This is a genomic window from Streptomyces sp. SCPE 10 (assembly GCF_051980735.1).
Lineage (GTDB): Bacteria > Actinomycetota > Actinomycetes > Streptomycetales > Streptomycetaceae > Streptomyces > Streptomyces misionensis.
The window spans coordinates 95,561-121,493 of the sequence record NZ_CP197069.1 but is presented as its reverse complement, the minus strand read 5'-3'; the positions used below and the strand labels follow the sequence as shown (position 1 = coordinate 121,493).

Sequence of the window (25,933 nt, the reverse complement as noted above, 5' to 3'; positions counted from 1 at the left end):
CCAGGTACGGCCGCCAGGACCGGTTTGCCCGCCGTCAGGCCTCGACGGGGTCCGGCACGTCGAGCGCCAGCACGGCGAAGGTGGCCAGCCAGTGGTCGGTGGTGAAGTCGCCGCGTTCCACCGCGGGCAGGCCCGCGGCGAGGTGCGCGTCGGCCGCCTCGGCCAGGCGGCCGCGGACCGGGCCGGCCGGCAGCGCCCCGGCGATCGACCGCAGCGCGGCGGCCCTGCTCAGGGCGAGGCCCAGCAGGTGACCGATCTGCGGATCGGTGTGGTCGGAGACGACGGGCACGTCCAGCAGCGGGCAGGGCGCGCCGGAACGCAGCGCGGGCAGGAAACGGTCGAGCCACTGCGCGAACCGCTCCCCGTCGAGCACCCGGCGCATCGCGTCGGCCTCGCTCAGCGCGGGCGACAGGAAGTCCTGGCCCGAGGGCTCCCAGTGCGCGGGAGCGTCGTGGTCGTCGGCGAACCAGGCCAGCAGGCGTTCTCGCACGGCCTCGGTCGTCGTGGCGGACAGTTCCCCGGCGTCCAGGAGGAGACCGAGCGCGAAGGCGCTGTTGGGGTGGTTGCCGTGGCGCACCGGATAGGTGGCCTTCGGTAGCCAGTCGGCCAGCAGCCGGTCGACGGCGGCGACGGCGGGTGCCAGCGCCTCGCTCCAGCGTGCGCCGGCGGCGCCCCCGTACGCCCGGCACTCGGCGGCGAGTGCGACCAGCCACGCCCAGCCGTACGGCCGCTCGAAGGAGGGCCGTTCCAGGAGGTAGGCGGCCTCGACGGCGAGGGCGTCCGGGGTGAGGTGCCGGTCGAGCGCCTCGGTGAACGCCGCCGTCCCGGCGAGCGCGGGCGTCCCGCCGTGGCGGCGCAGCACGCGCACGAGCAGCCAGTGCATGTGGACCGACGAGTGCCAGTCGTAGGCACCGTAGAAGGCCGGGTGCAGGGTGCTCGGCCGCACGTCCTCTTCGGCCGAGGTGACCAGGTGGGCGGGGAAGTTGGGGTACTCGCGGGTGATGTTGGCGAGGGCGAGCCGGGCGAAGGGTGTCGCGTGGGAGGCGAGCGGCATCAGTGGGTGGCCCCCTCGGGGGTCTTCAGGTCCTGGTCCACCGGGGTGGTGGCGGCGGCGACCAGCAGGGCGCGCAGGCCACGGGCGACGGTGGCGGGCTCCAGGGCCGGGGCGGTGCCGTCGGTGACTTGCTCGGGCGCCCAGGGCACGTGCACGAAACCGCCGCGGACGTGCGGGAACTCGGTGGCGATCAGGTGGCCGAGGCCGTAGGCGACGTGGTTGCAGACGAACGTCCCGGCGGTGTGGGACACGGCGGCCGGGACCCCGGCCGCGCGCACGGCGGCGACGCAGGCCTTGACGGGCAGTGAGGAGAAGTAGGCGGCGGGGCCGCCGGGCACGACCGGTTCGTCCACCGGCTGCGCGCCGTCGTTGTCGGGGATGCGGGCGTCGTCGAGGTTGATGCCGACGCGTTCGACGGTGACGGCCGGCCGGCCGCCCGCCTGGCCCAGGCAGAGGACCAGGTCGGGGGCACAGGCGCGGACGGCGTCCCGCAGCGCGCCGAGGGAGGTGGCGAAGGCGCAGGGGAGTTCGGCGGCGGTGACCGTGAGCCCGGCGGGCGGCTCGGCGGCCAGCAGGGAGGCCGCCTGCCAGGAGGGGTTCACTGTCTCGCCGCCGAAGGGGGCGAAGCCGGTGACGAGCACACGGGTCATGGGACTTCCTTCACGGGGGAACGACGGAACGACGGGGGGACGGGCCGGGCACGGACGGCCCGGGGCGCGCGGTGTGGGCCGGGCGGCTCAGAAGGCGAAGACCGCCATGATCACGGTGCAGCAGACCAGGAGCGGCAGCGCCGTGGGGATCTGCGCCTTGATCGGCCCGTACTGGTCCTTCAGTTCGAGCAGGGTGGCCGGGACGATGTTGAAGTTGGCGGCCATCGGCGTGCACAGCGTGCCGGCGAAACCGGCCAGCATGCCGATGGCGAGGACGGCGGCCTCGTTGCCGTGCATCTGCTGGATCAGGACGGGCCAGCCGATCGCCGCGGTCATCACGGGGAAGGCGGCGAACGCGTTGCCCATGATCACCGTGAACAGGAACATGCCGACGCAGTACGCGATGACCGCGAGGTACTTCGAGTTGTCCGGCAGCACGGCGTCGACGATCTTGCCGACCTGGGTGCCGACCCCGGCCAGCGCGAAGATCGACCCGAGAACGGCGAGGAGCTGGGGCAGCAGCAGCGCGGAGCCCATCGCCTCCAGCATGGAGCGGCCGGAGTGCAGCGGCACGGAGAGCTTCTTCTCACCCGTGACGAGCATGGCGACGACGAGGGCGACGACGCATCCGACGCCGAGGCCGATCAGCGTGGCCTTGCCCGTCTCGAACAGCCCGGAGTCGTCGAGCACGGAGGCGCACACGATCGCGACCACCGGGATCGTCAGGGCCGGGATGAAGATCCGGCTGCCCAGCCGGGCCGCGGAGGCCTCGCGCTGCTCGGCGGTGGTGGTCACCGGGACGCCCTTGCCGAGGAAGTTGAACCCGGCGAGCACGATCAGCACGAGGACCGCCACGCCGAGCGGTTCGGCGGGCAGGGTCCAGCCGCCGTTGTGCGCCTCACCGTTGGCGACACCGGTGCCGTAGGGGAAGGTGAGGCCGAGCAGCCCCCAGAACGCCGCGGACGTCCACCGCTTCGGATTGCTGCGGTCGGCCGCCATCTGCACGGCCATGACGACGAAGACGAGGCCCACCAGCCAGTAGAGCCATTCGACCTTGATCACTTGGTGGTTCCCTTCGGCAGCGGCAGGTCGTGCTCCGCGGCGGCGAGCGCCATCTCGCGCTCCAGTCGCCGGTCCAGGAGCAGCAGACGGGCGCCGTGGATGAGGAAGGCGCAGACGGCGAGCGGAATCGCCCACAGCGCCAGCTGGGTCGGTTCGAGTTCCTGGTGGTACGTCGAGTTGACGAAACCGGTGATCAGGAGGATCGAGCCGATCGCGATGAAGCAGTCCTCGCCGAAGAAGACACCGACGGTGTCCGCCGAGGCCGCGTAGGAGCGCACCTTCTCGCGCAGCCGCTCGGGCAGCGCCGCGCCCGTGGTCCGTTCGGCCGCCGCCTCGGCCATGGGCGCGACGAGCGGCCGCACGGTCTGCGCGGGACCGCCGATGCTGTTGAGGCCGAAGGCCGCCGTGACCTGCCGGACCAGCAGATAGACGGTGAGGAAGCGGCCGGCGCTGAGACTGCCGAGACGGCCTATCAGGTTGCGGGCCTGCTCGCGCAGGCCGTAGCGCTCCAGGAGGCCGATGACGGGGAGCACGATGGCGAAGACGGTGACCGAGCGGCTGTCGGCGAAGGACCGGCCGAAGGCCGCGAGGACCTCCAGCGGGTTCATCCTGCCGAGCAGTCCGGTGACGATACCGGCGACGCCCACGACCAGGACGGGATTGCGGCGTGTGACGAATCCGAGGATCACCACGACCACACCGAGGAGAACGATCATGCGCGGCCTTCTTCAGGCGTTGGGGACAGGGTGCCCCGCAGGGGCGGAGCCGGGCCTCCGGTTCCAGGGGGATGCACGGACCCTAGGCGATCGTTGAACGATCGAACAAGGGGTGAACTCACGTCGCCGTCTCCGAACGACTACGGGACCCCTTGTCGGATCGTTCAACAATCGTCTACTTTCAACGCGTGATCGATCTCAACGCGGACCTCGGTGAAGGCTTCGGACGCTGGACCCTCACCGACGACGACGCCCTCCTGTCGGTCGTCACCAGCGCCAACGTCGCCTGCGGATTCCACGCCGGCGACCCCTCGGTGATGCGCCGCGTCTGCGACCTCGCCGCCGAACGCGGAGTACGGATCGGGGCCCAGGTCTCCTACCGTGACCTCGCCGGCTTCGGACGGCGCGCCATGGACGTGCCCGGCGAGGAACTGGCGGCGGAGACGGCGTACCAGATCGGCGCCCTGCGCGTCTTCGCGCAGGCGGCAGGCACCGACGTGGCCTACGTCAAACCGCACGGCGCCCTCTACAACCACACCGTCCACGACGCCGAGCAGGCCACCGCCGTCGTGGCCGGGGTGGTCCTCGCGGGAGGCGGCCTGCCCGTGATCGGCCTGCCCGGCTCGCGCCTGCTCGCCGCCGCGGAAGAGGCGGGTCTCACCGCCGTGCCCGAGGCCTTCGCCGACCGTGCCTACACACCGGAGGGCACCCTCGTGCCGCGCCGCCGGGAGAACGCCGTCATCACGGACGAGGACGCCGTGGTGCGCCGCGCGGTCGCCTTCGCGGTCGACGGCGTCGTCGAGGCCGTGGACGGCACCAGCGTCACGGTCGCCGCACGCTCCCTGTGCGTGCACGGCGACACCCCGGGCGCCGCCCTCATCGCGGCCCGGGTCCGCGCCGCGCTGGAGAGCGCGGGCGTCGAGGTCGGAGCCTTCGCATGACCGGCGAGCAGCCCCTGACCGTACGCACCGCCGGTCGGCACGCCCTGCTCGTCGACCTGCCCGACGCCGAGCGCACCGCCGCCTTCCACGCCGAACTCCTGCGCCGCCGCGCGGCCGGAACCCTGCCGCCGGTCGAGGAGATCGTGCCCGGCGCGCGGACCGTTCTCCTCGACGGCGTGCCCGACCCGGCGGCGCTGGCCCGCCGCCTCGCCCACTGGGACGTCCCCGCGCGGACCGCCGACACCGGGGGAGTGGCCGAGATACCCGTCCGCTACGACGGGCCCGACCTGGCCGAGGTGGCCGCCCTGTGGGGGATCGGCGTCCACGAGGTCGCCGCCCGTCACCGCGCGTACACCTACCGCGTCGGCTTCTGCGGATTCGCCCCCGGATTCGGCTACCTCACCGGCCTGCCCGAGCACCTGCACGTGCCGCGCCGCGGCACCCCCCGCACCCGGGTACCGGCCGGCGCGGTCGGCCTCGCGGGCCCCTACACCGCCGTGTACCCGCGCGCCACCCCCGGCGGCTGGCAGCTGATCGGCACCATGCCCGACCCCGGCCGCCTGTGGGACCTCACCCGGGACGAACCGGCGCTCCTCACCCCCGGCACCCGGGTGCGGTTCGTCGCCGAGGACGGGACGGCATGAACCCCGAGATCACCGTCGTGCGCCCCGGCGCCCTCACCACGGTCCAGGACGCGGGCCGGCCCGGCCACGCCCACCTGGGCGTCCCCCGCTCCGGAGCGCTGGACGCGCCCGCCCTGCGCCTCGCCAACCGCCTGCTGGGCAACGCCCCCGACGCCGCCGCCCTGGAGACCACGATGACCGGCTGCGCCCTGCGCCCCGGCCGGGCCGTCACCGTCGTGGTCGGCGGCGCCCCGTGCCCCGTGACGGTCGACGGCCGCCCCGCCGCCTGGGGCACGCCGGTGCACGTCCCCGCGGGCGCGGTCCTCGACGCCGGAACCGTGACGGCGGGACTGCGCTCGTACGTGGCCGTCGCCGGCGGTGTCGCCGTCGCACCGGTCCTCGGCAGCCGCTCGACCGACCTGCTCTCCGGGCTCGGCCCGGAGCCGCTGCGCGCCGGCGACGTCCTCCCCCTGGGCGACCCCACCGGGCGGACGGCGCTGCCCGGCGCGGCACCCTGGCCGGCCCCGCCCGCCGAACTCGTCCTGCCCCTGCGCCCCGGGCCCCGCGCCGACTGGTTCACCGCGGCCGCGCTGCGCACCCTCTTCTCGGCGACGTACCGCGTCTCCCCGCACAGCAACCGCGTCGGCCTGCGCACCGAGGGGGCCCCGCTGGAGCGGGCGAGGCCCGGGGAACTGCCCAGCGAGGGCATGGTGCTCGGGTCGGTGCAGGTCCCCCCGGACGGACGTCCGGTCGTCTTCCTGAACGACCATCCGACGACCGGCGGGTATCCGGTGATCGGGGTCGTCACGGAACCCGGCCTGGCCTCGGCCGCCCAGGCCCCGGCCGGGACACCGGTGCGGTTCACCCCCTGGTGACGGACCGCGCCCCGGCCCGGCGTGGACACCCGGGGCGGGCACCTCGGCCTGCGTGACGGAATGCCGTACCCCTACCGCCGTGAGCCTGCGCAGCGGTCCGGGGGCCGCGTTGTCGGCCGGAGGCCCCGGACCACTGCCGCGCGTCGACCGCGGCCGGGTACCGCGGCTTCCGTCGCGCCACGGACACCTGACTCAGCCGAACACCCGGCGCCCGCCCACGAAGGTCTGCTCCACCCGCGTCGCACCGATCTCCTCGGGCGGCCCGGCGAACGGATCACGGTCGAGTACCACCAGATCCGCCAGGAACCCCTCGGCGACCGTGCCCGTCTCGTGGTCGAGGTGGTTCACGTAGGCGCTGCCGGCCGTGTACGCGGTCAGCGCGTCGTGCAGTCCGATGCGCTCCCCGGGCAGGAAGACCGGGGTCCCCGCGGGCGCTTCCGGTGCCACCCGATTCACCGCCACGTGAATGCCCTGGAGCGGATCGGGGCTGCTCACCGGCCAGTCGCTGCCCGCGGCGAGCGTCGCCCCCGACCGCACAAGCGCCCCGAACGGGTACTGCCACGACGCCCGCTCCGCGCCCAGGAACGGGATGGTCAACTCGTCCATCTGCGGCTCGTGCGCCGCCCACAGCGGCTGGAGGTTGGCCGTCGCGCCCAGCTCACGGAACCGGCCGATGTCGTCCGGGTGCACCACCTGGAGGTGGGCCAGGTGTGGCCGGGTGTCCGTACGGCCGTTCGCCCGCCGGGCCGCCTCCACCGCGTCCAGCGCCTCCCGCACCGCGCGGTCGCCCAGCGCGTGGAAGTGCACCTGGAAACCGTGGGCGTCCAGCTCGGTGACGTACGTCTTCAGGTCCTCCGGCGGCACGAAGCTGATCCCGCTGTTGTCGGACACGCACCCGCAGCCGTCCAGGTACGGGCCGAGCAGCGCCGCCGTGCCGTTCTCGGCGACCCCGTCCTGCATGATCTTCACGGTCGTCGAGCGGAGCCGGCCCCGGGTGCCCGCCGCGCGCCGGGCCAGCAACTCCTCGATCTGCTCGGTGCCGCGCGCCCGGTCCCACCACAGCGCGCCGACGACCCGTGCGGTGAGGGAGCCGTCCTCGGCGCAGGCCAGGTAGGCGTCGGTGGGGTCGGTGAGGTTGGCGTGCTCGCCGAGGAGGGCGTCCTGCCAGGCGGTGATGCCGAGCGAGTGCAGCAGCTGCTGGGCGCGTAGCAGCCCGGCCACCCGTTCCTCGCGGGTGACCTGGGGGACCAGACGGCCCACCAGGTTGGCGGCTCCTTCCTGGAGCATGCCCGTCGGCGTGCCGTCCGGGTGCCGCTCGATCCGCCCGTCGGACGGATCGGGGGTACGGGCGTCGAGTCCCGCCCGCTCCAGGGCGCGGGAGTTGACCCAGGCGCCGTGGTGGTCGCGGTTGACCAGATAGACCGGCCGGTCGGACACGAGGTCGTCCAGTTCGGCCGCCGTCGGCAGGCCACCGGGGAACGCCTCCATCGCCCAGCCGCCGCCGGTGATCCACTCGGCGTCGGGGTGCGTCCGGGCGTACGCGGTGATCCGCTCCCGGTACTCGGCCCGGGTCGCCGCCCCGCTCAGGTCGCACTGGCCCATCTCCAGCCCCCCGCCGACGGGGTGCGCGTGCGCGTCCTGGAAGCCCGGCACCAGGAGCCGGCCGGCCAGGTCCACGACCTCGGTGCGCGGACCGATCAGCTCGCGCACCTCGTCGTGCCCGACGGCGACGACCCGCTCGCCGCGCACGGCCACGCCGGTCGCCCGGGACCGGGCAGGCGAACCGGTGTGGACCGGACCGCCGGTGAAGACCAGGTCAGCGGTAGTGGTGTCGGACATGAGGACAACTCCTGGCGTCGGTACGGCTGTTACGGATGCTGCCGGTGTCCCGGCTGATGCGGCTCCCACGGGGTCTACGGGCGTCAGGGAGCATCGATCGCGGCCGGCGGCACGGTGTCGGTGCCGGCCTCGGTGCCGTGTCCGGCGGCGAAGTACGGCGAGCGGCGGCGGTACTTGGCGACGGTCGCCATGACGAGCCCCGACAGCAGGATCGCGGCGGGCACCGACAGCATGAACCAGCCGTTGTCCGGGCTGAGTTCGAAGTGGTCGCTCATCGTCGCGTAGTCCCGTCCGAGGTAGCAGCCGATGCCCAGCAGCGCGAGCCCGCTCACGCCGGGCGCGACGACCGCGCGCAGCGCCTCGCGGGGCGCCGTGCGCAGCATGCCGCGGAAGCGCACCGCGCAGGCGAGCGCGGTCAGCCCGTAGTACAGGGCGACCACGAGACCGATCGAGTTCACGGCCGCGAGGATCATCTCGTTCAGCTTGGGGATGGCGAGCGCCAGCAGCGCCACGGCCGCAGAGATCGACGTGACGAGGACGGTGCCGAGGGCCGGGGAGCCGTAGCGCGGGCTGACCCGCGTCCACACCTGGCCCATCGTGCGGTCCCGGCCCATCGCCAACAGCCCGCGCGCCGTCGGGATCACGCTGGACTGCAGCGACGCCACCGCCGAGAAGAGCAGCGCCAGCAGCGGCAGGCTCGCCCACGGCTCGTCGGCCAGCTTCGCGCCGAGGTAGGGGAGTGCCTGCGGCCCCTGCGCCAGGAGTTCGGGCAGTGACATCTCGCGCTGGAAGGCCACGGACCCGTACAGGAACAGCGCCAGCATGGTGAACAGCGCGATGAATCCGCCACGGCCCGCGTCCCGTACGTCGTGGGTCTCCTCGGTGACGCTGAACGCCGCGTCCCAGCCCCAGAAGAAGAACACCGCGAGGACCAGGCCCTGGGCGAAGCCGGTGCCGTCGTGCACGGCGAACGGGTTCAGCCACGACCAGGCGAAACCGTGCGCGCCGGTGGCCATCGCCCAGCCGCAGAAGCCGAGCAGCACCGCGTACTCGAAGGCCAGCAGCCACGCCTGGAGCCGGGTCGCCTTGCGCACCCCGGTGACGGCGGTGACCGTGACGGCCGCCAGCACCACCAGGCCGACCACGGTGGACAGCGCCGTCGAGTTCGGGTCGAGGCGCAGCCCGCCGACCGAGTGCAGGTGGGCCTTGTTCGCGAACTGGAGGAACACCGAGCCGGTCACCGCGCTCGTGTACGCCATGAAGATCAGGGTGCCGACCAGTGTGACCCAGCCGGTGAGGAAGCCGAGCCACGGGCCGAGCGAGCGACCGACCCAGACGTAGCCGCTGCCCATGTTCCGCTCGTGCCGGTTGAGCCGGGCGTACGCCGTCGCGATGCCGAGGATCGGGACGAACGCCACCAGCAGGATCGCCGGCGCCTGAAGGCCCACGGTCGCGGCGAGCGAGCCCATGCCGATGCCGATGCTCGTGGTGGCGGCCGTGCTGGACGCCGCGATGGCGACGCCGTCGACGACGCCCAGGGAACGCCGCAGGCCGGGAGGTTCACTTCTCATGGACAGACTCCTGGAACCGGAGAACGGGAGGTGCGGGAGGAGGCTGCGATCAAACCGGCCTTGTCAACGTTGCGTCAATGGTGTTGACATAAGGCGTCCACGGAACGGTTCAGGGCCGGGGGAAGGGGTGCGTACGGTGACGGAGGGGCGGATTCCGGCGGAGCGGCGACGGCGCAGACCGACCAGGTCGGGGGTGCTGCTGTCCGAGGACGTGATCGTCGACTGCGCGCTGCGGCTCGTCGGGCAGCACGGCCCGGACGCGCTGAGCGTGCGGCGGCTGGGCGCCGCGCTCGGCTGCGACCCGAGCGCGCTGTACCGGTACTTCCACAACACCGACGATCTGCTGCTGGCCGTCGCCGACCGGATCATCGGCGACGCGATGGCCGGGTTCGAGCCCGACCGCATGCCGTGGCGGGACGCGCTGCGCGAGATGGCGCTGCGGATCCACCGCGGCTACCGGGAGCAGCCGCGGGTGGCCGCGCTCGCCGCGTACCGGGTGACGCGGCGGCCCCACGAGATCAGGGCCGTGGACGCGGGGATCGGGCTGCTGCGCCGGGCCGGGTTCGGCTACGCCGACGCCGTGCGCCACTACTCGGCGTTCGTGGACACCGTGCTGGGCCACGCGGCCCTCGACGCCGCCCACCTGGCGCTCCCGCCGGAGCGCCGCGAGGCCGACGACCGGGCCTGGACCGGCGCCTACGCCGACCTGCCCGACGCCGACCACCCGCACCTGGCCGCGGCACGCGCGGAGTTGCCCCTGATGGCGGGCAGCTCGTTCGAGACGGCACTGGAACTGCTCCTGAGCGCGCTGGGCGCGGCGGCGCCGGGGGACACGCCCTAGGGTCCCGGTCCGGAGATCCCGTCGCGGGCCCGTTCAGGGGCCCATTCGCCGGGGTGCTCGCACCCTGATCAAGGACCGACCGGGTCCTGCCGGGTGCTGTCGCCGGTCTCCAGGGCGGTGACCAGCCGGTCCAGAGCCGGTAGCGCCTGGTGCAGCGCCGCCCGGTCGGCGTCGGACAGCTCCTCCACGACGCGGGTGAGGGCCGCGGTGCTGGACCGGTCGTAGCGCTCCAGCAGATTCAGGGCTTCCTCGGACGCGGTGAGCACCACAGTCCGTTGATCACGCTCGGGCCGGACCCGTTCCACCAGCCGTGCGGCGGACATCGCCCGGACCAGGTTGCTCACGGTGGACGGCGCCACCCGTACACGTGCGGCCGCCGCGCCGGGGCTGAGCCCCTCGGGCGAGGAGGACAGCGCACGCAGCAGTTCGATCTGTGCCTCCGGCAGGTCGGGCAGCCCCTCGGCGTTGCGGGTGGCACGCAGGACGGCGCGCCGCAGCGGTCCCAGGAGTCCGCCCAGTCCCGCCGCGACGCGCGCCGCCTCCGGTGTCTCGGCCGCACCGGTACCAGCCATCCCGCCCCCCGCTCTGTCTGTGTTGCGCATACCCCATTGTGCACCGAGCAGATAAAGTTTTGTCACAAACATGTTTTGTGGCAAAGTGGTGTGGAGGGCGATGGCACCGGACTGGCCGAACCCCACGCCGGCGGGTGACCGCCCGAAGCACAGCAAGGAGAACCAGCATGAGCACCGTGCACGACACCCCGACGACCGTCGAGAACCCCGTCCCGCCGCAGGATCTGTCCGGCATCGTCGGACACCGGTTCATCTACACGTACGCCAACGGCTGGCAGTACGAGATGTACGTGAAGAACGCCACGACCATCGACTACCGCATCCACTCCGGGATGGTCGGCGGCCGCTGGGTGAAGGACCAGGAGGTCGACTTGGTGCGGCTCGCCGACGACGTCTACAAGGTGTCCTGGAACGAACCGACCGGCACCTCGGTCGTCGTCAATGTGCTGCCCCGCCGGCGGGTCCTGCACGGCACCATCTTCTTCCCGCAGTGGATCGAGCAGGACGGCAGCAAGACGGTGCTCTACCAGAACGACCACCTGGAGGAGATGCGCGCCTACCGGGACGCCGGCCCCACCTACCCGATCTACGTCGTTCCGGAGTTCGCCCGCATCACCCTGTTCGAGTATGTCGGCGAGAACGACGAGAGCGTCGTCGCGGTGGGCCCCGCGGACCTGCCCCGAGGCTTCGCCGACCGCACCAACTGAAAGGCATCACCCGGCCGCCTCGCGTCTCCGGTGCGGTGCGGCGATGCCGGGGCACGCACCGGGTTGCATGCCGTCGCCGAGTACGGAGTCAGCTCGGCCGGCGGAAGTCCAGCATGCAGAAGACTTTGTCGTAGCGGTGTTCGCCGACGGCGACGAAGTCGCGGAGACGGCCGTATTCGGCGAAGCCCAGCGACCGGTAGAGGTGCAGGGCATTGGTGTTGTCGCCCCGGGCGTCCAGGGTGAGGACCTCGATACCCGCCTCCCGTGCGTCGGCGATCAGGGCGGCGGTCAGTGCCCGCCCGACGCCACGGCCCTGGGCGGCAGCGTCTACCGCGATCTTCTCCACGTCGGCGTGCGGCCGATGGGTCGGCCGCGCGTAGCGCAGCCAGTACCCCAACCCGACAAGCCGACGGTCGAGGTAAGCGGCACGCAGGGCCGCGTCGCCGGCCCGCGCCGCGGAGACGACGCGGCCGACGAGCTCCACCACGTCATCCCGCGAGGGCGGTTCGAGCCAGCCCAAGGCGGCACCTCCACCGACCAGGTCCGCCAGGATCCGGTGGGCCGACTCCGCGAACCGCGCCTCCAGTTCCGGATCGGATGTCAGCTCCTGGGCGTCAAGGATGACGGGCTCAAAGGTCATTCCGCTGGTCATGGCCGGATTCATGACCGGCAGCCTAGCCAAGCCGAGGCACGGCCCGGACCCCGCGCTCCAGTCAATGAACGGTGCGGCTTGCGCACGCTCCCTTCGGCCGTACCGGCTCCTGCAGGGCCGCCCCCGACTTGTGTGACACCGGCCTTCCTCACCGTCGCCCGGGTCGATGTCAGCTGAAGTTCGCCGGGCGGTAGGCACCGTGCTCGTCGCGGTAGGTGCGGGCCAGGTGGTGCTGGAGGCGGAGGTGGCGGAACTGGTGGACGGCACCGCGCCGGCGCAGGACGCCGCGCCGGTAGGCGTCGTCGAGGAACGCCATCGTGTCCCACGGCAGTCTGCCGGTCAGGGGCAGCCAGATCCGCGACAGCAGGACCCACTGCCCCCAGGCGGTGAAGGCCAGCACGTAGGCGGCCGCACCGCCCAGACCGCTCGCGGCGGCCACGGGCAGTGCGTCGAACAGGGACCAGCTCACCGGCCCGAGCGCGCCGTGCAGCAGGAAGACGAGCACATACCCGCCGACGACGACGGCCAGGGTCAGCATCGGCGCGAGGATGAGGGCTCGGCGTACCGCCGTCGCGCGGTTGGAGGAGAGCAGCCCCTCCGGGGTGGCCGCGGTGGTGACGTCGAGGGGGGCTTCGAGCGCGACCACGAACCCGAAGACCAGGCAGGAGGAGGGGCCGAAGATCAGCCCGTACAGCAGCAGGTTGGTGAGCGTGAGCCGGAGCATGGCCGAGGTGGCGAGCGGCGCGTGGAAGAACAGGTGATACTGCAGGCTGGTGACGAGCGCCATGCCGGCGCCCACCACCAGGCCGCCCAGGAAGACGGCCCCCAGGAGAGCGGTGGTCTCGCGGCGCGGTCGGCGGCCCATGCCGCGGTCGGTGCCCGGCAGCCGCAGCCGGACGGCGGTGGGCTCGAAGGCCTTGCTCCCCTTCCAGGTGCCGACGACCGCGTAGGTGACGCCGAAGGCGAGACCGCCGGTCACGCCGACGAGGAGGCCCTCGACCAAGACCTGCGCGGGGCTGAGGGCGGCCGGTGAGGATCCCAGGAACGGCAAGGAGGCCAGGCCGACGCACCAGGTGGCGAGGGCGACACACAGCGCCGAGGCCAGCACGACCGCCAGGACGCGCGTGGAGCGGCGCAGTGACTCGCCGAGCTGCCACCAGGCGAGGTCTTGGCGCTCGTGGTCGAACCGGACCAGATGGTGGGCGAGATAGCCCAGCCACCGCTGGGCCTTGTCCGGGGCCGGCGGGGTGCGGCGGGGACCGCTGTCGTCCAGCCCTTCGGGGGCGCGGTGCCGGTAGACCGCGGGTACGAATCCGGCGAGCAGATGCTCCTCGATGGCGTGTGCGTCCGGGAACGTCGCCGTGTCCAGGAGTTCGTCCGGCCAGTGGTCGGGGGAGTCGCTGTAGAGCGTCCGCGCCAGGGCGATCATCAGCGGGGTGCTCAGGGCCTCGGCGAGGTGCGTGCCGCCCGGCCCCTTCGTGGTCTGCACCGTGGTGAGTACGGCGTCCCAGGTGACAACGGGCTCTTCCGCACCGGAGATGCCGGAGGCACCGGGCCGGCTGGGTGTGTCCGGCAGTGGCGGGTCGGTGCGGGGCAGGTACTCCCTGAGGTCGTCCAGGGTCAGGTCGCACAGTTCGATGCCGACGGCCGAGGCGAGTGGCGTGTGTGCCGCCTTCACGGCCTCGGCGAACTCGCCGCGGCGGCTGGTGAGGACGAGCGGCGTGGACACACGGTTGAGCACGTCGAGCGCGTCGCGCCGTAGCCCTTCGGCGATCTCGTCGAATCCGTCGAGGACCGGCAGGACGAGGTCGGCGTCGAGGAGGTCCGCGGCCAGCGTCTTGCCGCTGGGCACCCGGCGTGCGAGGTGCGGGTGGTCGCGCAGTAGCCTTTCGGCCAGCCAGTCGCGGAGCTGGACGGCGGTCGGGTCCCAGGAGCCGACCCCGAAGATCACCGGCACCCGCTGGGGTCCCCGGCCGGTACCCCGCGCCTCCAGCAGGTCCAGGACGAATCGGATCGCCAGGACCGATTTACCGGATCCGGCCCGGCCGAGGACGACCAGCCGGCCCGTGCCCACTCGCCGGTAGAGATCCGCCACTTCGCCCAGGGAGCCGCTCGTGTCTGTCTCGTGCGGCGTGTCTCGGGATGCACGGCGCCGGCTGTTCTCGGCGTGGTCGGCCAGACCGGTCGGCACCTGCCGCCACCGCACCGGCAGCGGGTAGGGATGGTGGACCCGGCGCTGCGCCTCCTCGTGCCGCCAGCGCCGCTTGATCTCTCTGGCCAGATCGTCCGCCGCGTCGGCGAGCGGACCATGGACGGCGCCCGGGGCGGGGGCGGTCTCGGTCGCGGGCGAACGCGCGGCCGGAACGTCCGCCGCCGGCGCGTCCTGCGGCGGCATGCCCGCGCCCGGTGTCCCGGCGACGCCGCCGAGCGCCGCGGCGAGGCGCTGGCGGTCTTGGGGGCCGGCACCGAGCGCGTCCGCCAGTAACGTCACCGTGCCGAGCCGGTGGTCGAACGGTTTGTCGTTCTCCATTCTGCGGATGGTGCTCACGCTCACCCCGGCGCGCTCCTCCAGCTCCTGCTGGGTCAGCCCTGCCTGCTTGCGCAGTCGGCGCAACAGTTCGCCGAGCGTATCCGCCACCCCGTCACCTTCCGCTCCCTGCCCGGAGGTTAAGAGCTTACCGTGACGCCAGTCACCTATGACCGGTTGCATGACCTGGGCTTTCGTCCGGGGAAGCCGGCATCGCCGACGAGGGCCGCCCGCTGGCGGAAACGCCCCGACCCCTTGACGCCATCAGCGAGCGAGTGCGCGGCTGTCGAACCCGGCATTGCCAAGCGGGTCTGGAACGAGGGGCCCCATGCGGGCTAATCCTCGTTGAGGTATTCTCCGTTTTTGCGGTTTTGAACGTCCCGTGAGCAGTTTTCGCCGACCTTTTCACCTCGCTGATCCCATGCTTCTATCTGGAAGCGGAACTCAAAGGGGGTCGTGTCGCTGTTCCTCATGTACTCGGGAACGACCGACATTTGGACGATGTGCGATTTCATCAACCTGGTGACGCATTTCGCGATTCCGGTCATGATTCCCACGTTGACCGGTCTTCTCCAGCAGGGGGAGAGGTTGGCGGTGATACCTTTGCCGCCCAGTTCCTTGGGGATGAGGTGGCAACTGTTCACCAGGGAGGGCTCGGATGGGAACAGGAGTTTCGCGCGGGCCTTCGCCTCCTCCATACCCGGGCTGTCGGAGTTCGATTTCGTGCCACCGCTGGTGCTCCGGGTCACGCAGGCAACGGCCCCACTGGCGCGTTCAAGCCGCTTAATGGGGGCGTAGTAGGTCCAGCCCTCGTCGCCATTGTCATCCGCGTCGAGAGGGCGTCGGTCCAAGCAGGTCAGCTTGCGGTCGGGCTTGTCACTGCTCGACGCGCCGGGAGAAGCCGGAGCGTCGCCCGAGCCGGAGCAGCGCGCGCCGACCCTGCGCAGGTCCGTCCACTGATGGGTGCCGGAGGCGTTGACGACGACGAGGCGGTTGACGCGGGGTCCGGCGCCGTTCGGTTCGCAGAGGCTGTCCCGCAGGGGCTGGAACCGGGGGTCCGTGGACAGGGTGTGTTCGAGGTCCTGTGTGGTGGCCAGGTCCAGGAGCGGGCCCACGGACGCTTCGAGGTCGAGCCGCAGTACCCGTTCGTATCCGGGTCGCACTTTCCGGCCCCCACCGGTCCTGGAATCCGGCTGCTCGCCGTTGAGTTGCGCGGCGCCGAGGCGTGCCTTCGAACCGAGTTCCGCCGGACTCCGCACTGTTTCCGCCTTCACGGCGCGTTCGACCTGCCGGCCTCGTTCGGTGGTGTTGTAGAGGTAGTCCGCCGGGGGCGCCGCCTTTCCGGCTGCGGCGGGCGCGGTCCAGGTGACGTGCGCACGCGGGTCGGTCTGGAGCAGCAGTGCGATCTGCTGCAGCACGCGCTGGTTGTCGGTCTTGTCGATGGTGGGGAGAACGTCCCGCAGGTCCTGCGGGTTGGTCAGCCGGCCGGAGTCGACGATCTTCCCCAGGTCGGGCAGCTCGCCCCGGGCGTTGGCCGCTTCGATCGCGTCCGTCGCTTTGCTGCCGGCCGCGGTGTCGCTCGTCGGCCGGTCCTTCGTCATGGCGTCGAGCAGCCCTGCCACGGTGGGTTGCAAAGGGGTGCTGAACGAGAGATCGTCCGGCCGCAGGTTGCGGGCGTGCAGCCGGCTGCCGACCTCGGGATCGGGGCCGTACGCGGCGGTCGAGTACACCCACGCGTAGTCGGTGAAGGTCACCGTCTTGCCGGGCGGTGCGATGTTGGGGCGGGTACCGCTGACTGTCTTGGACTGCTTGGGTCGCAGAGTGCCCAGCGGGTGGGGACCGGTGGGCACTTGCGGCATGTTCAGGTAAAGGGTGGCGGCGCCCGCCTGGTCGCCGCTGTTGGTGACCGTGACGGAGTACGAGCACGGGTTGGTCGTACACAGGTAAGCGTCGTTGCTGGTGATGGTGAAGGCGGGCCCCATGGTCTTGGAGACCGCCTCGGCCGACGTGGCGGGCGGGACGGCGCTCGCCACGGCGGAGGCGGTGGTGGTCCGGACCGCGGCGGTCTGCTCCGGGGTAGCCGGCTTCGGCGCCAGGAGGAGGTAGCTGCTGAAGTCGCTGTCGTCCGCCGACACGGCGTTCGTCCGGTAGTCCGCCGGTTCCGCCGCCTGGCCGGTGCGCCGGGCGGGGTGCCAGGTGGCGGACTTGACGGGACTGTCGCCGCCCGGGTCGCCGCCGATGGCGAGGACGGAGTAGGGCGACTCGTCGGAGAGGAGGACCGTCCAGCCCTGAGAGGTGTACGAAACCGCCTTGCGGCCCTGGAACGTCGCGCCGTCCTGTCGTACCGCCTCGGGGTCGGAGGTGACCTTCCGGACCAGCGCGGCGAGTGAGGCCGGCGTCAGCGAGCCGGCGTTCACTCCGAAGCTGTCGAGCATGTAGTAACCGGAGCGCTTCTCCGGCGCCACCCAGTGACCGGCGCTGGTCAGGTCGTGGCCGAACTGGGGATTCTGCTGCGCCCAGAAGGCCGAGTCGCCCTTCAGGTAGAGCTGGTCGCCGGACCACGCGAGGGCGGACTTTCCGGTCACCGGTTCGCTGAGGGTTCCCGCCGCCTGCCCCGCGCTGTTGACCGTCAGGTTCGCCCGGGTCAGGGGCGCGTGCTCGGCCGGGGCGTAGACCATCGACAGGTTCACCGCCGGCAGGGCGCTCAACGCCTGCGCCGCCGAAGTGCCCTGCCGGGCCGGTGACACGCGGGGAGTCGATGCCTCGTGCTTGGCGTCCCCGGAACCGCCCGACCCGTTCGACGTGCCCGGCCATAGCACGTACAGCAGGCTCGCCAGTACGGCCAGGGCGAGGCCCGCGGCCGTGAGGGAACGGGCACGCGTCTGCCGGACCCACCGGGCGACCGCTCGCGGGGCCCCGGTCGGCGTTCCCGCCGTGGGGGGCCGGGTCGGCAGGTGAGGTCCCGCGGGTGGCTGCGGCGGCCGGGGCGGGGGAGGCGCCGTGGGAGGCGTCGTCGGCGGCTGGGAAGTACAGGACGGCGGCGGCAGGGGCGGGGTACCGGAGGGGGTAGGGCGGCCCAGCGGAGGCGGGGTGGCTCGGGGGGTGCCCTGCCATGTGGGGCGGGGCCGGCCGGCGGGACGGTGGGGTGGACGCGGGTCCGCCTGCCAGGTGGGAGGAGGTTGATCGGCGGACCCGTGGGGTGGTTGCGGAGAGGACAACTCGAGCTCCTGGGAAGGGTTTCAGTGGTGGCACGAAGCGGCGAGGAACACGAGCAGGACCGCGACGGCGATGATCGCGAGGCAACTGCCGCCGCCGTCGGGGTCTTTGCGGTTGGTCTCGACCTGCCCGCCGGGAACGAGGCCGGGGTGGTGGACCCGGTAGTGCTCGAGCTGCTCCTTCTCGCCCTGGGACTCGGTTCCCCAGGACGACTTGAAGCTGCATTCGCCGCACCAGTAGCGGTACGCCATGACGACTCCCAACAATGTGAGACAAATAGGACGGGATGGGGTGTTGCGGGGCCTGGTGTCCGCCCGGGCCCGGGGGTCAGCGCCAGCGCCAGCACACGGTGTAGGCGAAGGCGGGGTAGTCGGTGGAGGGCCACGTGGTGTAGCCGTCGCTGCCGCAGAACGAGGCGTCCCTGTAAGCGCTGGTGCGTCCGGTGACGTAGACGTTGGACTTCCCGCAGTCACCCACGTTGGTGAAGGTGTTGCCCGACTTCACCAGGCACTCGTTGCGGACCGCGTAGCCGGCGTCGTCCGGGTAGTTCATGGACAGGCACAGCATCACGTCGAGGGCCGAGTTGCCGGCGACCTTCATGGAGCGCCAGTAGTTGTAGTGCGGCAGGCCTTCGCACTTGGCATGGGAGGTGGTGCCGCGGTAGGCGGCAAGGACCTTGAACGTGCCGGTCCGGCAGGACTGCCTCGACCACTCCTCGGCGCCGGGGGCACCGAAGACGCAGTCGCCCTGGTGGGCGTGGAATGCGCTCCCCCCGGAGCTCTGGTAGCTGAGGCAGAGCACGCGATCGTAGGCGGCGGAGGACACACTCTCGTCGCTGTCCGTGACGCCGTCGCAGCTGTCCAGGTCGGTGGTTCCGGTTTTGATCCGGGCGACCCTGAACGTGCCTGCGGCGCAGTCGGCGGGACTCAGGTCGGCCTGCTCGCTGCCGCCGTGGTCATCGAAGCAGTCGCCGACCTCGGCGGTACCGATGGGATCGGTGGGGGTGGCTGACGGCGTGTCCGGGGCCGGGTCCGCAGGGTCCGTGGAGGTGCCGTCGCCGGAATCGTCGTACGGATCGTCGAGGTCGCCCGCGGTGTCGTCGGCGGGGTCCGGAGAGGTGCCGAACGGGTCGGGAAACGGCGGGCTGCTCAGGGTGGGGCCATGGGCGTCCCTGACGACTTCGGCCCGGGAATGGAGTTGGTGGCCGCCCGCGACGACCGCCACGAGGGCCGCGACCGCGGCGAGGGTGCCGAGGGCCCGCTTGAGTCCGGCCGCCGTGGCGCCGGGGGAGATTCCCGGCCCCGCGGTACGTCCCGCTCCGGCACCGCCCGGCCGGCCGGAGCCGCGGCCGACGCCTGCCGGTCCGGTGCGCTGCCGGGTGGGCTTCTGCTTCTGCTGGTGCTTCTTCGGCTGGTTGGTCGTGGTGGCGGCGACCGCAGTCAGTTCCTCCGCCCAGGACGCCGGGCTCGGACGGCGGGCCGGGTCCGGGTCGAGGGAGGCGCGGGCGAGGTCACCGAGGCGTGCACCGGTCCGGGCGAGGGCTGCCGGGTCCGTCGTGGTCTGGTCACGGGCGAAGAGCCGGACGGCGAGAAGCCCGAGTTTGTAGACGTCACTTGCCGCGGTGCCGCGCTCCTCGCCCGGCGGGACCTGCCAGTCGGGGGTCTCGGCCTGCGGCAGCACGCTCGCGCCTCGCAGACGCATGGCGTCGCTGTCGATGAGGAAGCACTCGGGCCGGGGAGTGAGGGTGAACAGCAGGTTCTTCGGGGAGACGTCGCCGACCGTGACGTCGAACGCGTGCAGGCGGTGCAGGGTCGTGGCCAGATCGGCCAGCAGCAGGAGCCGGTCGCGATCGCCCACGGTCAGGCCGATCCCGGTGACGTAGGCGTCGTCGTTGAGGAGGAACTCCACGGTGGCCAGCCGCCGTTGTGCCGGGCTCACGGCGGTCAGCGACCGGAGCGTGAAGCGGAAGCGGTCCGGGACCGCGCGCATCAGGAACCCGCACGCCCGGCCCTGACGGTGGACCACGACGGCCGGCCACGCGGTTTTGTCGCACAGCCAGCGCCCATCGCTGGCGGAGAGGCGGCTGAGGAGCGCCACGGCGGATTCGAGCGCCGCGGTGTCGAGAGCCTGCAGGACGGCGGCGCTGTACTCCTTGTAGACGACCTCCCAGTCGCCGTGCGCGATCCCCTTGTTGATGCGCTTGTTCCGTACCTGGTGGACGGTGCCCTGGCCGCCCTGTCCGAGACGGTCCCCGAGTGTCAGCGTCGCGATGTCGATGGGCACGGGGCGGTCGACGCTCATCGCGGCCCGGCCTTCGGCACCGGCCCCGCGGCCGCCTGCGGCCAGACGGCCAGCAGGGTGCGGTCGTCGTCGAAGGTCTCGCGGGAGAAGTCCAGGACGTGTCCGAGCCACAACGGCGGCGGGGGCTCGGCCAGATGACGGGCGAAGAGCGCGCCGATCGCGCCGTCACCGTCGCCGAGCGGATCGCCGAACCCGTCGGTGCCCGTCAACAGCACCATGTGGTCGGACAAATGGAAGGCTGCCTGCTCCAAGGTGTCGGGGATCCGCGGCAGCGGCGCCACCTCGTTGGTGACCAACACGGCGTCCGTCCCGGTCTTCGAGGCGAACACCTGGTGGTAGCGGCCGCTCGCCCGGTCCAGCAGCCAGGCGCCGGAGTCCCCGATCCGGAAGAGCTCGACGCGCGGGCCGCCGGCGGCGGGGCGGACCGCGCCGGCGACCAGCGTGGTCGCGCACAGCCGGGCCACCTCCTCGGTCCCGGGGTCGCCGGTCCCGAGCACCCATCGCGCCAACTCGCCGAGGCGCGAAGCGGCATGGGCCGCGGCATCGGCCAGGTCCAGCGGCCCGGGCCCCTGATCGAGCAGGTGCAGGATGCGCTCGACGGACGCGCGGCACGCCTCGACGGCACCCTGGTGCGATTCCTCGGCGCTGGAGACCCCGTCGGCGACGGCGAACACCACGCTGCCGGTGGTCTCGTGCGCCGCCGCCCTGGCGTTGTCCTGGCGAGGCCGCCGGTAGTAACGGTGATGCGCGCCGCGGACCGAAGCGAAACGAAGGGCGAGATGCTCGGTGGACCAGCCGTCGCACTCGCTGTCGGGAAAGTCGAAGGCGTACCGGTCAGGAGGGCGGGCCTCGAACTCGATGCCAGGGATGTCCACCGCGATTTGCCGCCACGGCTGCGGGCCGGGCGTCGCCGGGCGCGGGAACGCGGGGCCGGGTACGACAGGCGGAGGCGCGGCTCCCGGCGCGCCCGCCGACGGGGACGGAGCGGGGCTCCCCAGGTGTCCGGTCGTCACAGGCCGACCTCGTCGATCGCCAGGGTGAACTGGTCCGGCTTGCCGACGACCAGTTGCGGACTCGCCGAGTTCAGTGCCTGGCCGGTCGCGACCAGGCTCGCCGTGAGGGACTGGAAGAACTCCGCGACCGCTTTGCCGATGTCCGTACCGGGCTTGGCGACGAAGGCGAACTCGGGGCGAGTCGCGACATCGACCATGGTCTGCGCCTCGGCGTTGCCGATCCCGCAGGCGATGATGTTCGGCGCGGTGGGGGTCCGGTCCCGGTCCACCAGGGCGGCGTGCGGCGACCGCCAGTCGTGCTCGTCCGACGGCTGACCGTCGCTGAGGAAGAACACCACCGGGCGGTGCACCTTGTAACCCTCGCCACGCAGCCACTGCACATCGGCGGGAATGCGCCGCAGCATGTCGTCGAACACCGCCCAGTAGCTGGTCATCCCGCGGATGACCACCTGCGGTACGGAGGTCTCGGTGCGCATGTCGGCCACCGCGAGCCGGACTTGTACGTCGTCGGAGAACCCGAGGACGGCGAGCCGCAGCTTCGCCGCGATCATCGGCTCCGCCCGTAGCCCTTCGCACAGCGAGGTCACCCCGCCCTGCAGATCGCTCAGGTACGGCCTCATCGACGCCGACTCGTCGGCCACGACGTAGGCCGGCAGCAGCACGCCCCTCGTTTCCCCCATCGCCATCCGTCTCCTCGCACTCGCTCGCTCCTGTGGTGGGCGGGGCCCACGTCCGCCGGACGCGGCGCCCCGCACCGACGAGGCTGGTGCGCGGCCCGCAGAATGCCCAGGTCACGGCGCCGGTCATATGTGACCGGTCAGCGCAGGAGGCTCACCGCGCATCTGGTCGCAGGGCGCAGGGTGTCGGGTGCGGGGACACGGTCGGCGAACTGCTGCGCCGGCCACGCAGGCAGGCGGGACCGAATCAGGTGGTGGATCAGGCCACAGGCGGGTGGTGAGGACACGGCTGCTGGTCCCCGCGCTTGGGGGGGTAGCTCCTGATCCTGCTCCGTAGTGCGGTCACCCGTTGCGTCGTTCCCGCGCCGCGTGGGGTGGGCGGCCGGCCCGGTACTGGCTTGATCACGAGGAAGTCGTCCGGCGCTGCGACGTTCCCGCTCGGCCTGTACGCCGGCATCGGCGTGGGCCGCTCCCGCGCCGGCCGGGAGCACAGCATCGACTTCGCCGGGCCCGGTCTGGCTGCGCGGCGCGCAGAACCCTGGTGACGTCCGTATCGGGGTCCAAAGCGAGCAGGATCTCGGTCGCCTGCCGGATCACGTCGGCGCGGGCTTCCGGCGGCGCGCGCACCCACGCGGGGACCTCGCCGGTCTCTACGGGCGGCAAGGTCTCCCACGGCATGGGGAGACCGTTGGTGGCATACGGAGCGGCCGGCAGCCCAACCCGGTCAGGGTGCACACACCGGTACGCCGGCCGCGGTTACGGGAGCTTCCCCGCGCTGTTCAGGTGGTCGAAGGCGGCCCGACTGGCGGTGGATACACGATGCCGGTCGCCGTAACCGAGCCAGGCCAGGTCCTCCACCTCGCTGCGGGGTGTGAGGCGGCCCGTGTAGTCGCCGGTGAAGCAGGTCATCCGTACCGTCACACCCGGTTCGCGGCCGTCGGCCTGGGCTTCGAAGGTGCCGAGCGGTGCGACGGTCTCGGGGCGCAGCGCGACGCCCACCTCCTCGGTGACCTCGCGGATCAGCGTCTGCAGGTCGCTTTCGCCCGCCTCCCGCTTGCCGCCCGGCAGATAGTAGAGGTCCTTGCCACGGGAACGGGCGCACAGCACGCGCTCGTGCTCGACGCACACCCACGCCACCTTGTCGATCGTCATGGCCGTTCCTCTGCTGTTCGCGTGCTGTCCGGCATGTGTCCCGGCTGCGCCGCCGACGTTACCAACCCGCCCGTGGGCGGACCGGCCGGCTCCGCGGGTGGTTCCGCAGCGCTCGGCCTTGACCAGCCGCGGCGTCAGCTTCGGCTCGCAGGGTTGCCGGGTGAACACGATCAGCCGGGAGCAGGCGCGGGCAGAGCGCGCTACGGGCCGTGGGGGCCGGGTGGTCGCTGTCCTCACCCGCAGTGGGCGGGTCGGGCGGGCCTTTTGCATGGGAGGAGTCCCCGAGGCGGACCGCTTCACAGGCAATTCACCCGTTCAAGTGAATAGGTAGAACGTATGACCGCGGGGCCTTCTCTGCTCGGTAACGTGCGTGCCCGATCGGCCCGGCAGGGCCGGTTCTGAGCGCGGGGCAGAGGGGTGCGGGGATGACGGACGTTCCTTCGAACCAGGGCGGCGGGCTGTCGCGGCGCAGGCTGCTCGCGTCGTCGGCCGCCGCGGGCGGTGCGGTCTGGTTGCTGCGCGGGCTGGTCCGGCCGGGCAGCGCCTACGCGGCCTCGGCACCGCCGCCCGACTTCCCGGCCGGGATCGACGTCTATCAGCGCGCCTACGAGAACTGGGCCGGTGAGATTCGTACCGACCAGCTGTGGACGTGCGCGCCGCGCGGCCCTCAGGAGGTGCTCGACGTCGTCAACTGGGCCCACGGCGCCGGCTGGACCGTACGCGCGCAAGGGCACCGGCATGGCTGGGCCCCCCTCACGGTGGCCGACGGCACATCCGCCGCGGCCCGGGTCGTCCTGCTGGACACCACCGCACACCTCACGGCGATGTCGCTGGAGCAGCAGGCCGCCGACGGGTCGGCCCGGGTCCGGGCCCAGGCCGGCGCCTCGCTGGAGACGCTGCTCGCGTTCGCCGGCGAGGGCGGATACGGGGTCGCCTCCGCGCCGGCACCCGGCGATCTGTCGGTCGGTGGCGCGCTCGCCATCGGCGTGCATGGCACGGCCGTCCCCGCCGTCGGCGAGAGCCCGTCGTCCGGCCACGGCTACGGCTCGCTGAGCAACCTGGTCACCGAGCTGACCGTGGTCGTCTGGGACGACGCCGCCGGCCGCTACGTCCTGCGGACCGTCGGCCGAGCCGAGCCCGACTGCGATGCGCTCCTCACTCACCTCGGCCGCTCGCTCGTCACCGAGGCCGTCGTGCGGGTGGGCACCGACCACCATCTGCGCTGCCAGTCCATCCTGGACATCCCCGCCACCGAGCTGTTCGCCGCCCCCGGTGCTCCAGCCGGCACGCGCACCCTGGCCGGCTTCGTGGACCGCACCGGCCGGGTGGAGGCGATCTGGTTCGCCTTCACCGACTGCCCCTGGCTGAAGGTCTGGAGTGTCGCCCCAAAGCGGCCGCTCACCGCCCGCGCGGTCGACGAACCGTACAACTACCCGTTCTCCGACTCCCTCCCCGAGCCGGTGGCCCGGCTGGCCGGGGACCTTGTGTCCGGGGCGTGGGCGAGTGCACCGCTCTTCGGGCAGGTCCAGTACCTGCTGGCCAAGGTCGCGTTGACCGGCGACATCACCGACGTCCTGCTCTCGGGGACCCTCGTGCGGGACGTGCTGACCGGCGACGTGCTCACCCACCTGCTGGCCGGCGGTCTGCGCTCCGACCTGTGGGGGGCCTCCCGCAACCTGCTGCAGTACGTGCGGCCCACCACGCTGCGCGAGACCGCCAACGGCTACGCCGTACTCACCCGCCGCGCCGATCTGCAGTGGGTGGTCAGCCAGTTCACCGGCTTCTACCGCACGCTGCTCACCCAGTACGCGGCGCGCGGCGAGTACCCGGTCAACGGCCAGGTGGAGATCCGGGTGACCGGTCTGGAGGACCCGTCCGCGTGCGGCGTCCCCGGCGCGCGGCCCCCGCTGCTGTCCGCCCTGCGGCCGCGTCCCGACCGGCCGGACGTCGACACCGCCGTGTGGATCGACGTCCTCTCCCTGCCGACGACACCCGCCCTGCACCGCTTCTACCGCGACATCGAGCAGTTCCTCCTGGCCCTGGACGGGGACCGGGCGACGGTTCGCGTGGAGTGGTCCAAGGGCTGGGCCTACAGCGACACCGCCGCATGGTCCGACCCGGACGTCCTCACCCGGGCCATCCCCGCCAGCCAGCGCGCCGGGGGCGGCCCAGGCTGGGACCAAGCGGTCGAGATTCTCGACCGACTCGACCCCCACCGCGTGTTGTCCAGCCCGTTCCTCGACGCGCTGCTGCGCTGACGGGCCCGGGGAGACGGAGGCATCAGCCCGACGCCCGCGTCATCACCACGGGCCCCGCACTCGGGCGGGAACTCGACTCCCGGGTGACCGACATCAGCCGGATCGTGATCACCCACGCCCATCCCGACCACGTCCGAGGCCTGGCCGAACTGGTCGCCCGAACCGGCGGTGCCGAGGTGTTCATCCACGAGCTGGAAGAGCGGTGGCTCGCCACCGGCCGGGTCCCGCGCCACGGCAGGTCCGGGGCGCTCGGCCGGGCGATCGACCACCTGCCGCTGTTGCACGAACCCACCCGGACACTGCTCGTCGGCGACGCCGTGTTCCACCGCAGCAAACTGGCCCTCGGCCCGGCGGCGCTGGCCGCCGACCCCGCCGCCCGACCCGCGAGCCTGCTGCGTATGCCCCGCGACGTGCACGCCGTCGGATTCGCCCACGGACAACCGCTGAGCGGTGAAAGGATCTCCGCTTTCCACGACCTCCTAGCAAGATCCACCTGGCCTATGACGGCCGGGGCCGTCCGCTCGTCTTCGTCGTGACGGGCGGCGACACCAACGTTCGGATTCGTACGTACGGGGCGGCGCCACCGTTTCGTGAGCGTGCAGTCCACGAATGATCCGCCTGAAGGAGAAAATGGGCACGGCGTCCGCACCGCCTTCCGTGCGAAGAATCCCAGCGAATAAACCAAG

General features: G+C 72.3%; 22 protein-coding genes. 7 read left to right on the top strand and 15 right to left on the bottom strand.

Going from position 1 to position 25,933, the window contains the following annotated elements:
- Window positions 1–34: 34 nt before the first annotated feature.
- The 4 genes from ACSP97_RS00520 to ACSP97_RS00505 form a co-directional block, all read right to left on the bottom strand.
- Window positions 35–1,054, bottom strand: a complete 1,020-nt coding sequence (locus ACSP97_RS00520) for a DUF2891 domain-containing protein (protein ID WP_355329869.1) — start codon at window positions 1,052–1,054, stop codon at window positions 35–37.
- A complete protein-coding gene (pcp, locus tag ACSP97_RS00515) occupies window positions 1,054–1,704 on the bottom strand; it encodes a pyroglutamyl-peptidase I (protein WP_355155199.1) in 651 nt (216 codons plus the stop codon). The genes ACSP97_RS00520 and pcp overlap by 1 nt, the downstream gene beginning before the upstream one ends.
- Before the next feature lie 87 nt (window positions 1,705–1,791).
- Complete coding sequence (locus tag ACSP97_RS00510; RefSeq protein ID WP_364726773.1) at window positions 1,792–2,766, bottom strand: DUF979 domain-containing protein; 975 nt, start codon at window positions 2,764–2,766, stop codon at window positions 1,792–1,794.
- Window positions 2,763–3,482, bottom strand: coding sequence for a DUF969 domain-containing protein (locus tag ACSP97_RS00505; protein ID WP_146463800.1), 720 nt, complete (start codon window positions 3,480–3,482; stop codon window positions 2,763–2,765). The genes ACSP97_RS00510 and ACSP97_RS00505 overlap by 4 nt, the downstream gene beginning before the upstream one ends.
- 188 nt (window positions 3,483–3,670) lie before the next feature.
- Between ACSP97_RS00505 and ACSP97_RS00500 the strand changes: the two genes are divergently transcribed.
- From ACSP97_RS00500 to ACSP97_RS00490, 3 genes are read left to right on the top strand one after another with little or no spacing between them, the layout of a single operon-like run.
- On the top strand, window positions 3,671–4,423 hold the full coding sequence (locus tag ACSP97_RS00500) for a LamB/YcsF family protein (RefSeq protein WP_355532119.1): 753 nt from the start codon (window positions 3,671–3,673) through the stop codon (window positions 4,421–4,423).
- Window positions 4,420–5,067 (top strand): 5-oxoprolinase subunit B family protein, encoded by a 648-nt coding sequence (locus tag ACSP97_RS00495; RefSeq protein ID WP_355532121.1) that lies wholly within the window; start codon window positions 4,420–4,422, stop codon window positions 5,065–5,067. Before ACSP97_RS00500 ends, ACSP97_RS00495 begins: the two co-directional genes overlap by 4 nt.
- A complete protein-coding gene (locus tag ACSP97_RS00490) occupies window positions 5,064–5,921 on the top strand; it encodes a biotin-dependent carboxyltransferase family protein (protein ID WP_440556041.1) in 858 nt (285 codons plus the stop codon). Before ACSP97_RS00495 ends, ACSP97_RS00490 begins: the two co-directional genes overlap by 4 nt.
- A 192-nt stretch (window positions 5,922–6,113) precedes the next feature.
- Here the strand turns inward: ACSP97_RS00490 and ACSP97_RS00485 are convergent, their stop codons facing one another.
- Both ACSP97_RS00485 and ACSP97_RS00480 read right to left on the bottom strand, forming a co-directional pair.
- A complete protein-coding gene (locus tag ACSP97_RS00485; RefSeq protein WP_355532125.1) occupies window positions 6,114–7,760 on the bottom strand; it encodes an amidohydrolase in 1,647 nt (548 codons plus the stop codon).
- Between the two features lie 83 nt (window positions 7,761–7,843).
- Entirely contained in the window at window positions 7,844–9,331 is a 1,488-nt protein-coding gene (locus tag ACSP97_RS00480; protein ID WP_440556040.1) for an APC family permease, read from the bottom strand.
- 193 nt (window positions 9,332–9,524) lie between these two features.
- Between ACSP97_RS00480 and ACSP97_RS00475 the strand changes: the two genes are divergently transcribed.
- The gene (locus ACSP97_RS00475) at window positions 9,525–10,172 is read left to right on the top strand and encodes a TetR/AcrR family transcriptional regulator (RefSeq protein WP_364726784.1); all 648 of its coding nucleotides are present in this window, start codon (window positions 9,525–9,527) and stop codon (window positions 10,170–10,172) included.
- A gap of 68 nt (window positions 10,173–10,240) precedes the next feature.
- Here ACSP97_RS00475 and ACSP97_RS00470 read toward each other — a convergent pair whose 3' ends face one another.
- Window positions 10,241–10,744 (bottom strand): MarR family winged helix-turn-helix transcriptional regulator, encoded by a 504-nt coding sequence (locus ACSP97_RS00470; protein WP_440556039.1) that lies wholly within the window; start codon window positions 10,742–10,744, stop codon window positions 10,241–10,243.
- Window positions 10,745–10,911: 167 nt separating this feature from the next.
- Between ACSP97_RS00470 and ACSP97_RS00465 the strand changes: the two genes are divergently transcribed.
- A complete protein-coding gene (locus tag ACSP97_RS00465) occupies window positions 10,912–11,451 on the top strand; it encodes a phenolic acid decarboxylase (protein WP_355155185.1) in 540 nt (179 codons plus the stop codon).
- Window positions 11,452–11,539: 88 nt separating this feature from the next.
- On the opposite strand, the gene ACSP97_RS00460 is transcribed toward ACSP97_RS00465, so the two are convergent.
- From ACSP97_RS00460 to ACSP97_RS00425, 8 genes are all read right to left on the bottom strand, one after another.
- Window positions 11,540–12,103: a GNAT family N-acetyltransferase gene (locus ACSP97_RS00460; RefSeq protein WP_355329912.1), complete on the bottom strand. Its 564-nt coding sequence runs from the start codon at window positions 12,101–12,103 to the stop codon at window positions 11,540–11,542.
- Between the two features lie 169 nt (window positions 12,104–12,272).
- A complete protein-coding gene (locus ACSP97_RS00455) occupies window positions 12,273–14,741 on the bottom strand; it encodes a helix-turn-helix transcriptional regulator (RefSeq protein WP_355329849.1) in 2,469 nt (822 codons plus the stop codon).
- Window positions 14,742–14,965: 224 nt separating this feature from the next.
- Window positions 14,966–17,377: a hypothetical protein gene (locus tag ACSP97_RS00450; protein ID WP_440556038.1), complete on the bottom strand. Its 2,412-nt coding sequence runs from the start codon at window positions 17,375–17,377 to the stop codon at window positions 14,966–14,968.
- A gap of 492 nt (window positions 17,378–17,869) precedes the next feature.
- Complete coding sequence (locus ACSP97_RS00445; RefSeq protein WP_355155180.1) at window positions 17,870–18,097, bottom strand: hypothetical protein; 228 nt, start codon at window positions 18,095–18,097, stop codon at window positions 17,870–17,872.
- A gap of 76 nt (window positions 18,098–18,173) precedes the next feature.
- Window positions 18,174–20,147, bottom strand: coding sequence for an LppU/SCO3897 family protein (locus tag ACSP97_RS00440; protein ID WP_440556037.1), 1,974 nt, complete (start codon window positions 20,145–20,147; stop codon window positions 18,174–18,176).
- Window positions 20,144–21,022, bottom strand: coding sequence for a protein phosphatase 2C domain-containing protein (locus ACSP97_RS00435; RefSeq protein WP_355532139.1), 879 nt, complete (start codon window positions 21,020–21,022; stop codon window positions 20,144–20,146). Before ACSP97_RS00435 ends, ACSP97_RS00440 begins: the two co-directional genes overlap by 4 nt.
- A gap of 134 nt (window positions 21,023–21,156) precedes the next feature.
- Window positions 21,157–21,840: a vWA domain-containing protein gene (locus tag ACSP97_RS00430; protein ID WP_355155175.1), complete on the bottom strand. Its 684-nt coding sequence runs from the start codon at window positions 21,838–21,840 to the stop codon at window positions 21,157–21,159.
- Between the two features lie 753 nt (window positions 21,841–22,593).
- Window positions 22,594–22,989, bottom strand: a complete 396-nt coding sequence (locus ACSP97_RS00425; RefSeq protein ID WP_440556036.1) for an NUDIX hydrolase — start codon at window positions 22,987–22,989, stop codon at window positions 22,594–22,596.
- 425 nt (window positions 22,990–23,414) lie between these two features.
- Between ACSP97_RS00425 and ACSP97_RS00420 the strand changes: the two genes are divergently transcribed.
- Both ACSP97_RS00420 and ACSP97_RS00415 read left to right on the top strand, forming a co-directional pair.
- A complete protein-coding gene (locus tag ACSP97_RS00420) occupies window positions 23,415–25,247 on the top strand; it encodes a cholesterol oxidase substrate-binding domain-containing protein (RefSeq protein WP_440556035.1) in 1,833 nt (610 codons plus the stop codon).
- 83 nt (window positions 25,248–25,330) lie between these two features.
- The gene (locus ACSP97_RS00415; protein WP_440556034.1) at window positions 25,331–25,783 is read left to right on the top strand and encodes an MBL fold metallo-hydrolase; all 453 of its coding nucleotides are present in this window, start codon (window positions 25,331–25,333) and stop codon (window positions 25,781–25,783) included.
- Window positions 25,784–25,933 lie beyond the last annotated feature (150 nt).

Bases quoted from the DNA above. Each gene is read 5' to 3' on its own strand.
- ACSP97_RS00520 (WP_355329869.1), bottom strand. From the start codon at position 1,054: ATGCCGCTCGCCTCCCACGCGACACCCTTCGCCCGGCTCGCCCTCGCC.
- pcp (WP_355155199.1), bottom strand. From the start codon at position 1,704: ATGACCCGTGTGCTCGTCACCGGCTTCGCCCCCTTCGGCGGCGAGACA.
- ACSP97_RS00505 (WP_146463800.1), bottom strand. From the start codon at position 3,482: ATGATCGTTCTCCTCGGTGTGGTCGTGGTGATCCTCGGATTCGTCACA.
- ACSP97_RS00495 (WP_355532121.1), top strand. From the start codon at position 4,420: ATGACCGGCGAGCAGCCCCTGACCGTACGCACCGCCGGTCGGCACGCC.
- ACSP97_RS00490 (WP_440556041.1), top strand. From the start codon at position 5,064: ATGAACCCCGAGATCACCGTCGTGCGCCCCGGCGCCCTCACCACGGTC.
- ACSP97_RS00485 (WP_355532125.1), bottom strand. From the start codon at position 7,760: ATGTCCGACACCACTACCGCTGACCTGGTCTTCACCGGCGGTCCGGTC.
- ACSP97_RS00480 (WP_440556040.1), bottom strand. From the start codon at position 9,331: ATGAGAAGTGAACCTCCCGGCCTGCGGCGTTCCCTGGGCGTCGTCGAC.
- ACSP97_RS00470 (WP_440556039.1), bottom strand. From the start codon at position 10,744: ATGGCTGGTACCGGTGCGGCCGAGACACCGGAGGCGGCGCGCGTCGCG.
- ACSP97_RS00465 (WP_355155185.1), top strand. From the start codon at position 10,912: ATGAGCACCGTGCACGACACCCCGACGACCGTCGAGAACCCCGTCCCG.
- ACSP97_RS00460 (WP_355329912.1), bottom strand. From the start codon at position 12,103: ATGACCAGCGGAATGACCTTTGAGCCCGTCATCCTTGACGCCCAGGAG.
- ACSP97_RS00445 (WP_355155180.1), bottom strand. From the start codon at position 18,097: ATGGCGTACCGCTACTGGTGCGGCGAATGCAGCTTCAAGTCGTCCTGG.
- ACSP97_RS00440 (WP_440556037.1), bottom strand. From the start codon at position 20,147: ATGAGCGTCGACCGCCCCGTGCCCATCGACATCGCGACGCTGACACTC.
- ACSP97_RS00430 (WP_355155175.1), bottom strand. From the start codon at position 21,840: ATGGGGGAAACGAGGGGCGTGCTGCTGCCGGCCTACGTCGTGGCCGAC.
- ACSP97_RS00425 (WP_440556036.1), bottom strand. From the start codon at position 22,989: ATGACGATCGACAAGGTGGCGTGGGTGTGCGTCGAGCACGAGCGCGTG.
- ACSP97_RS00420 (WP_440556035.1), top strand. From the start codon at position 23,415: ATGACGGACGTTCCTTCGAACCAGGGCGGCGGGCTGTCGCGGCGCAGG.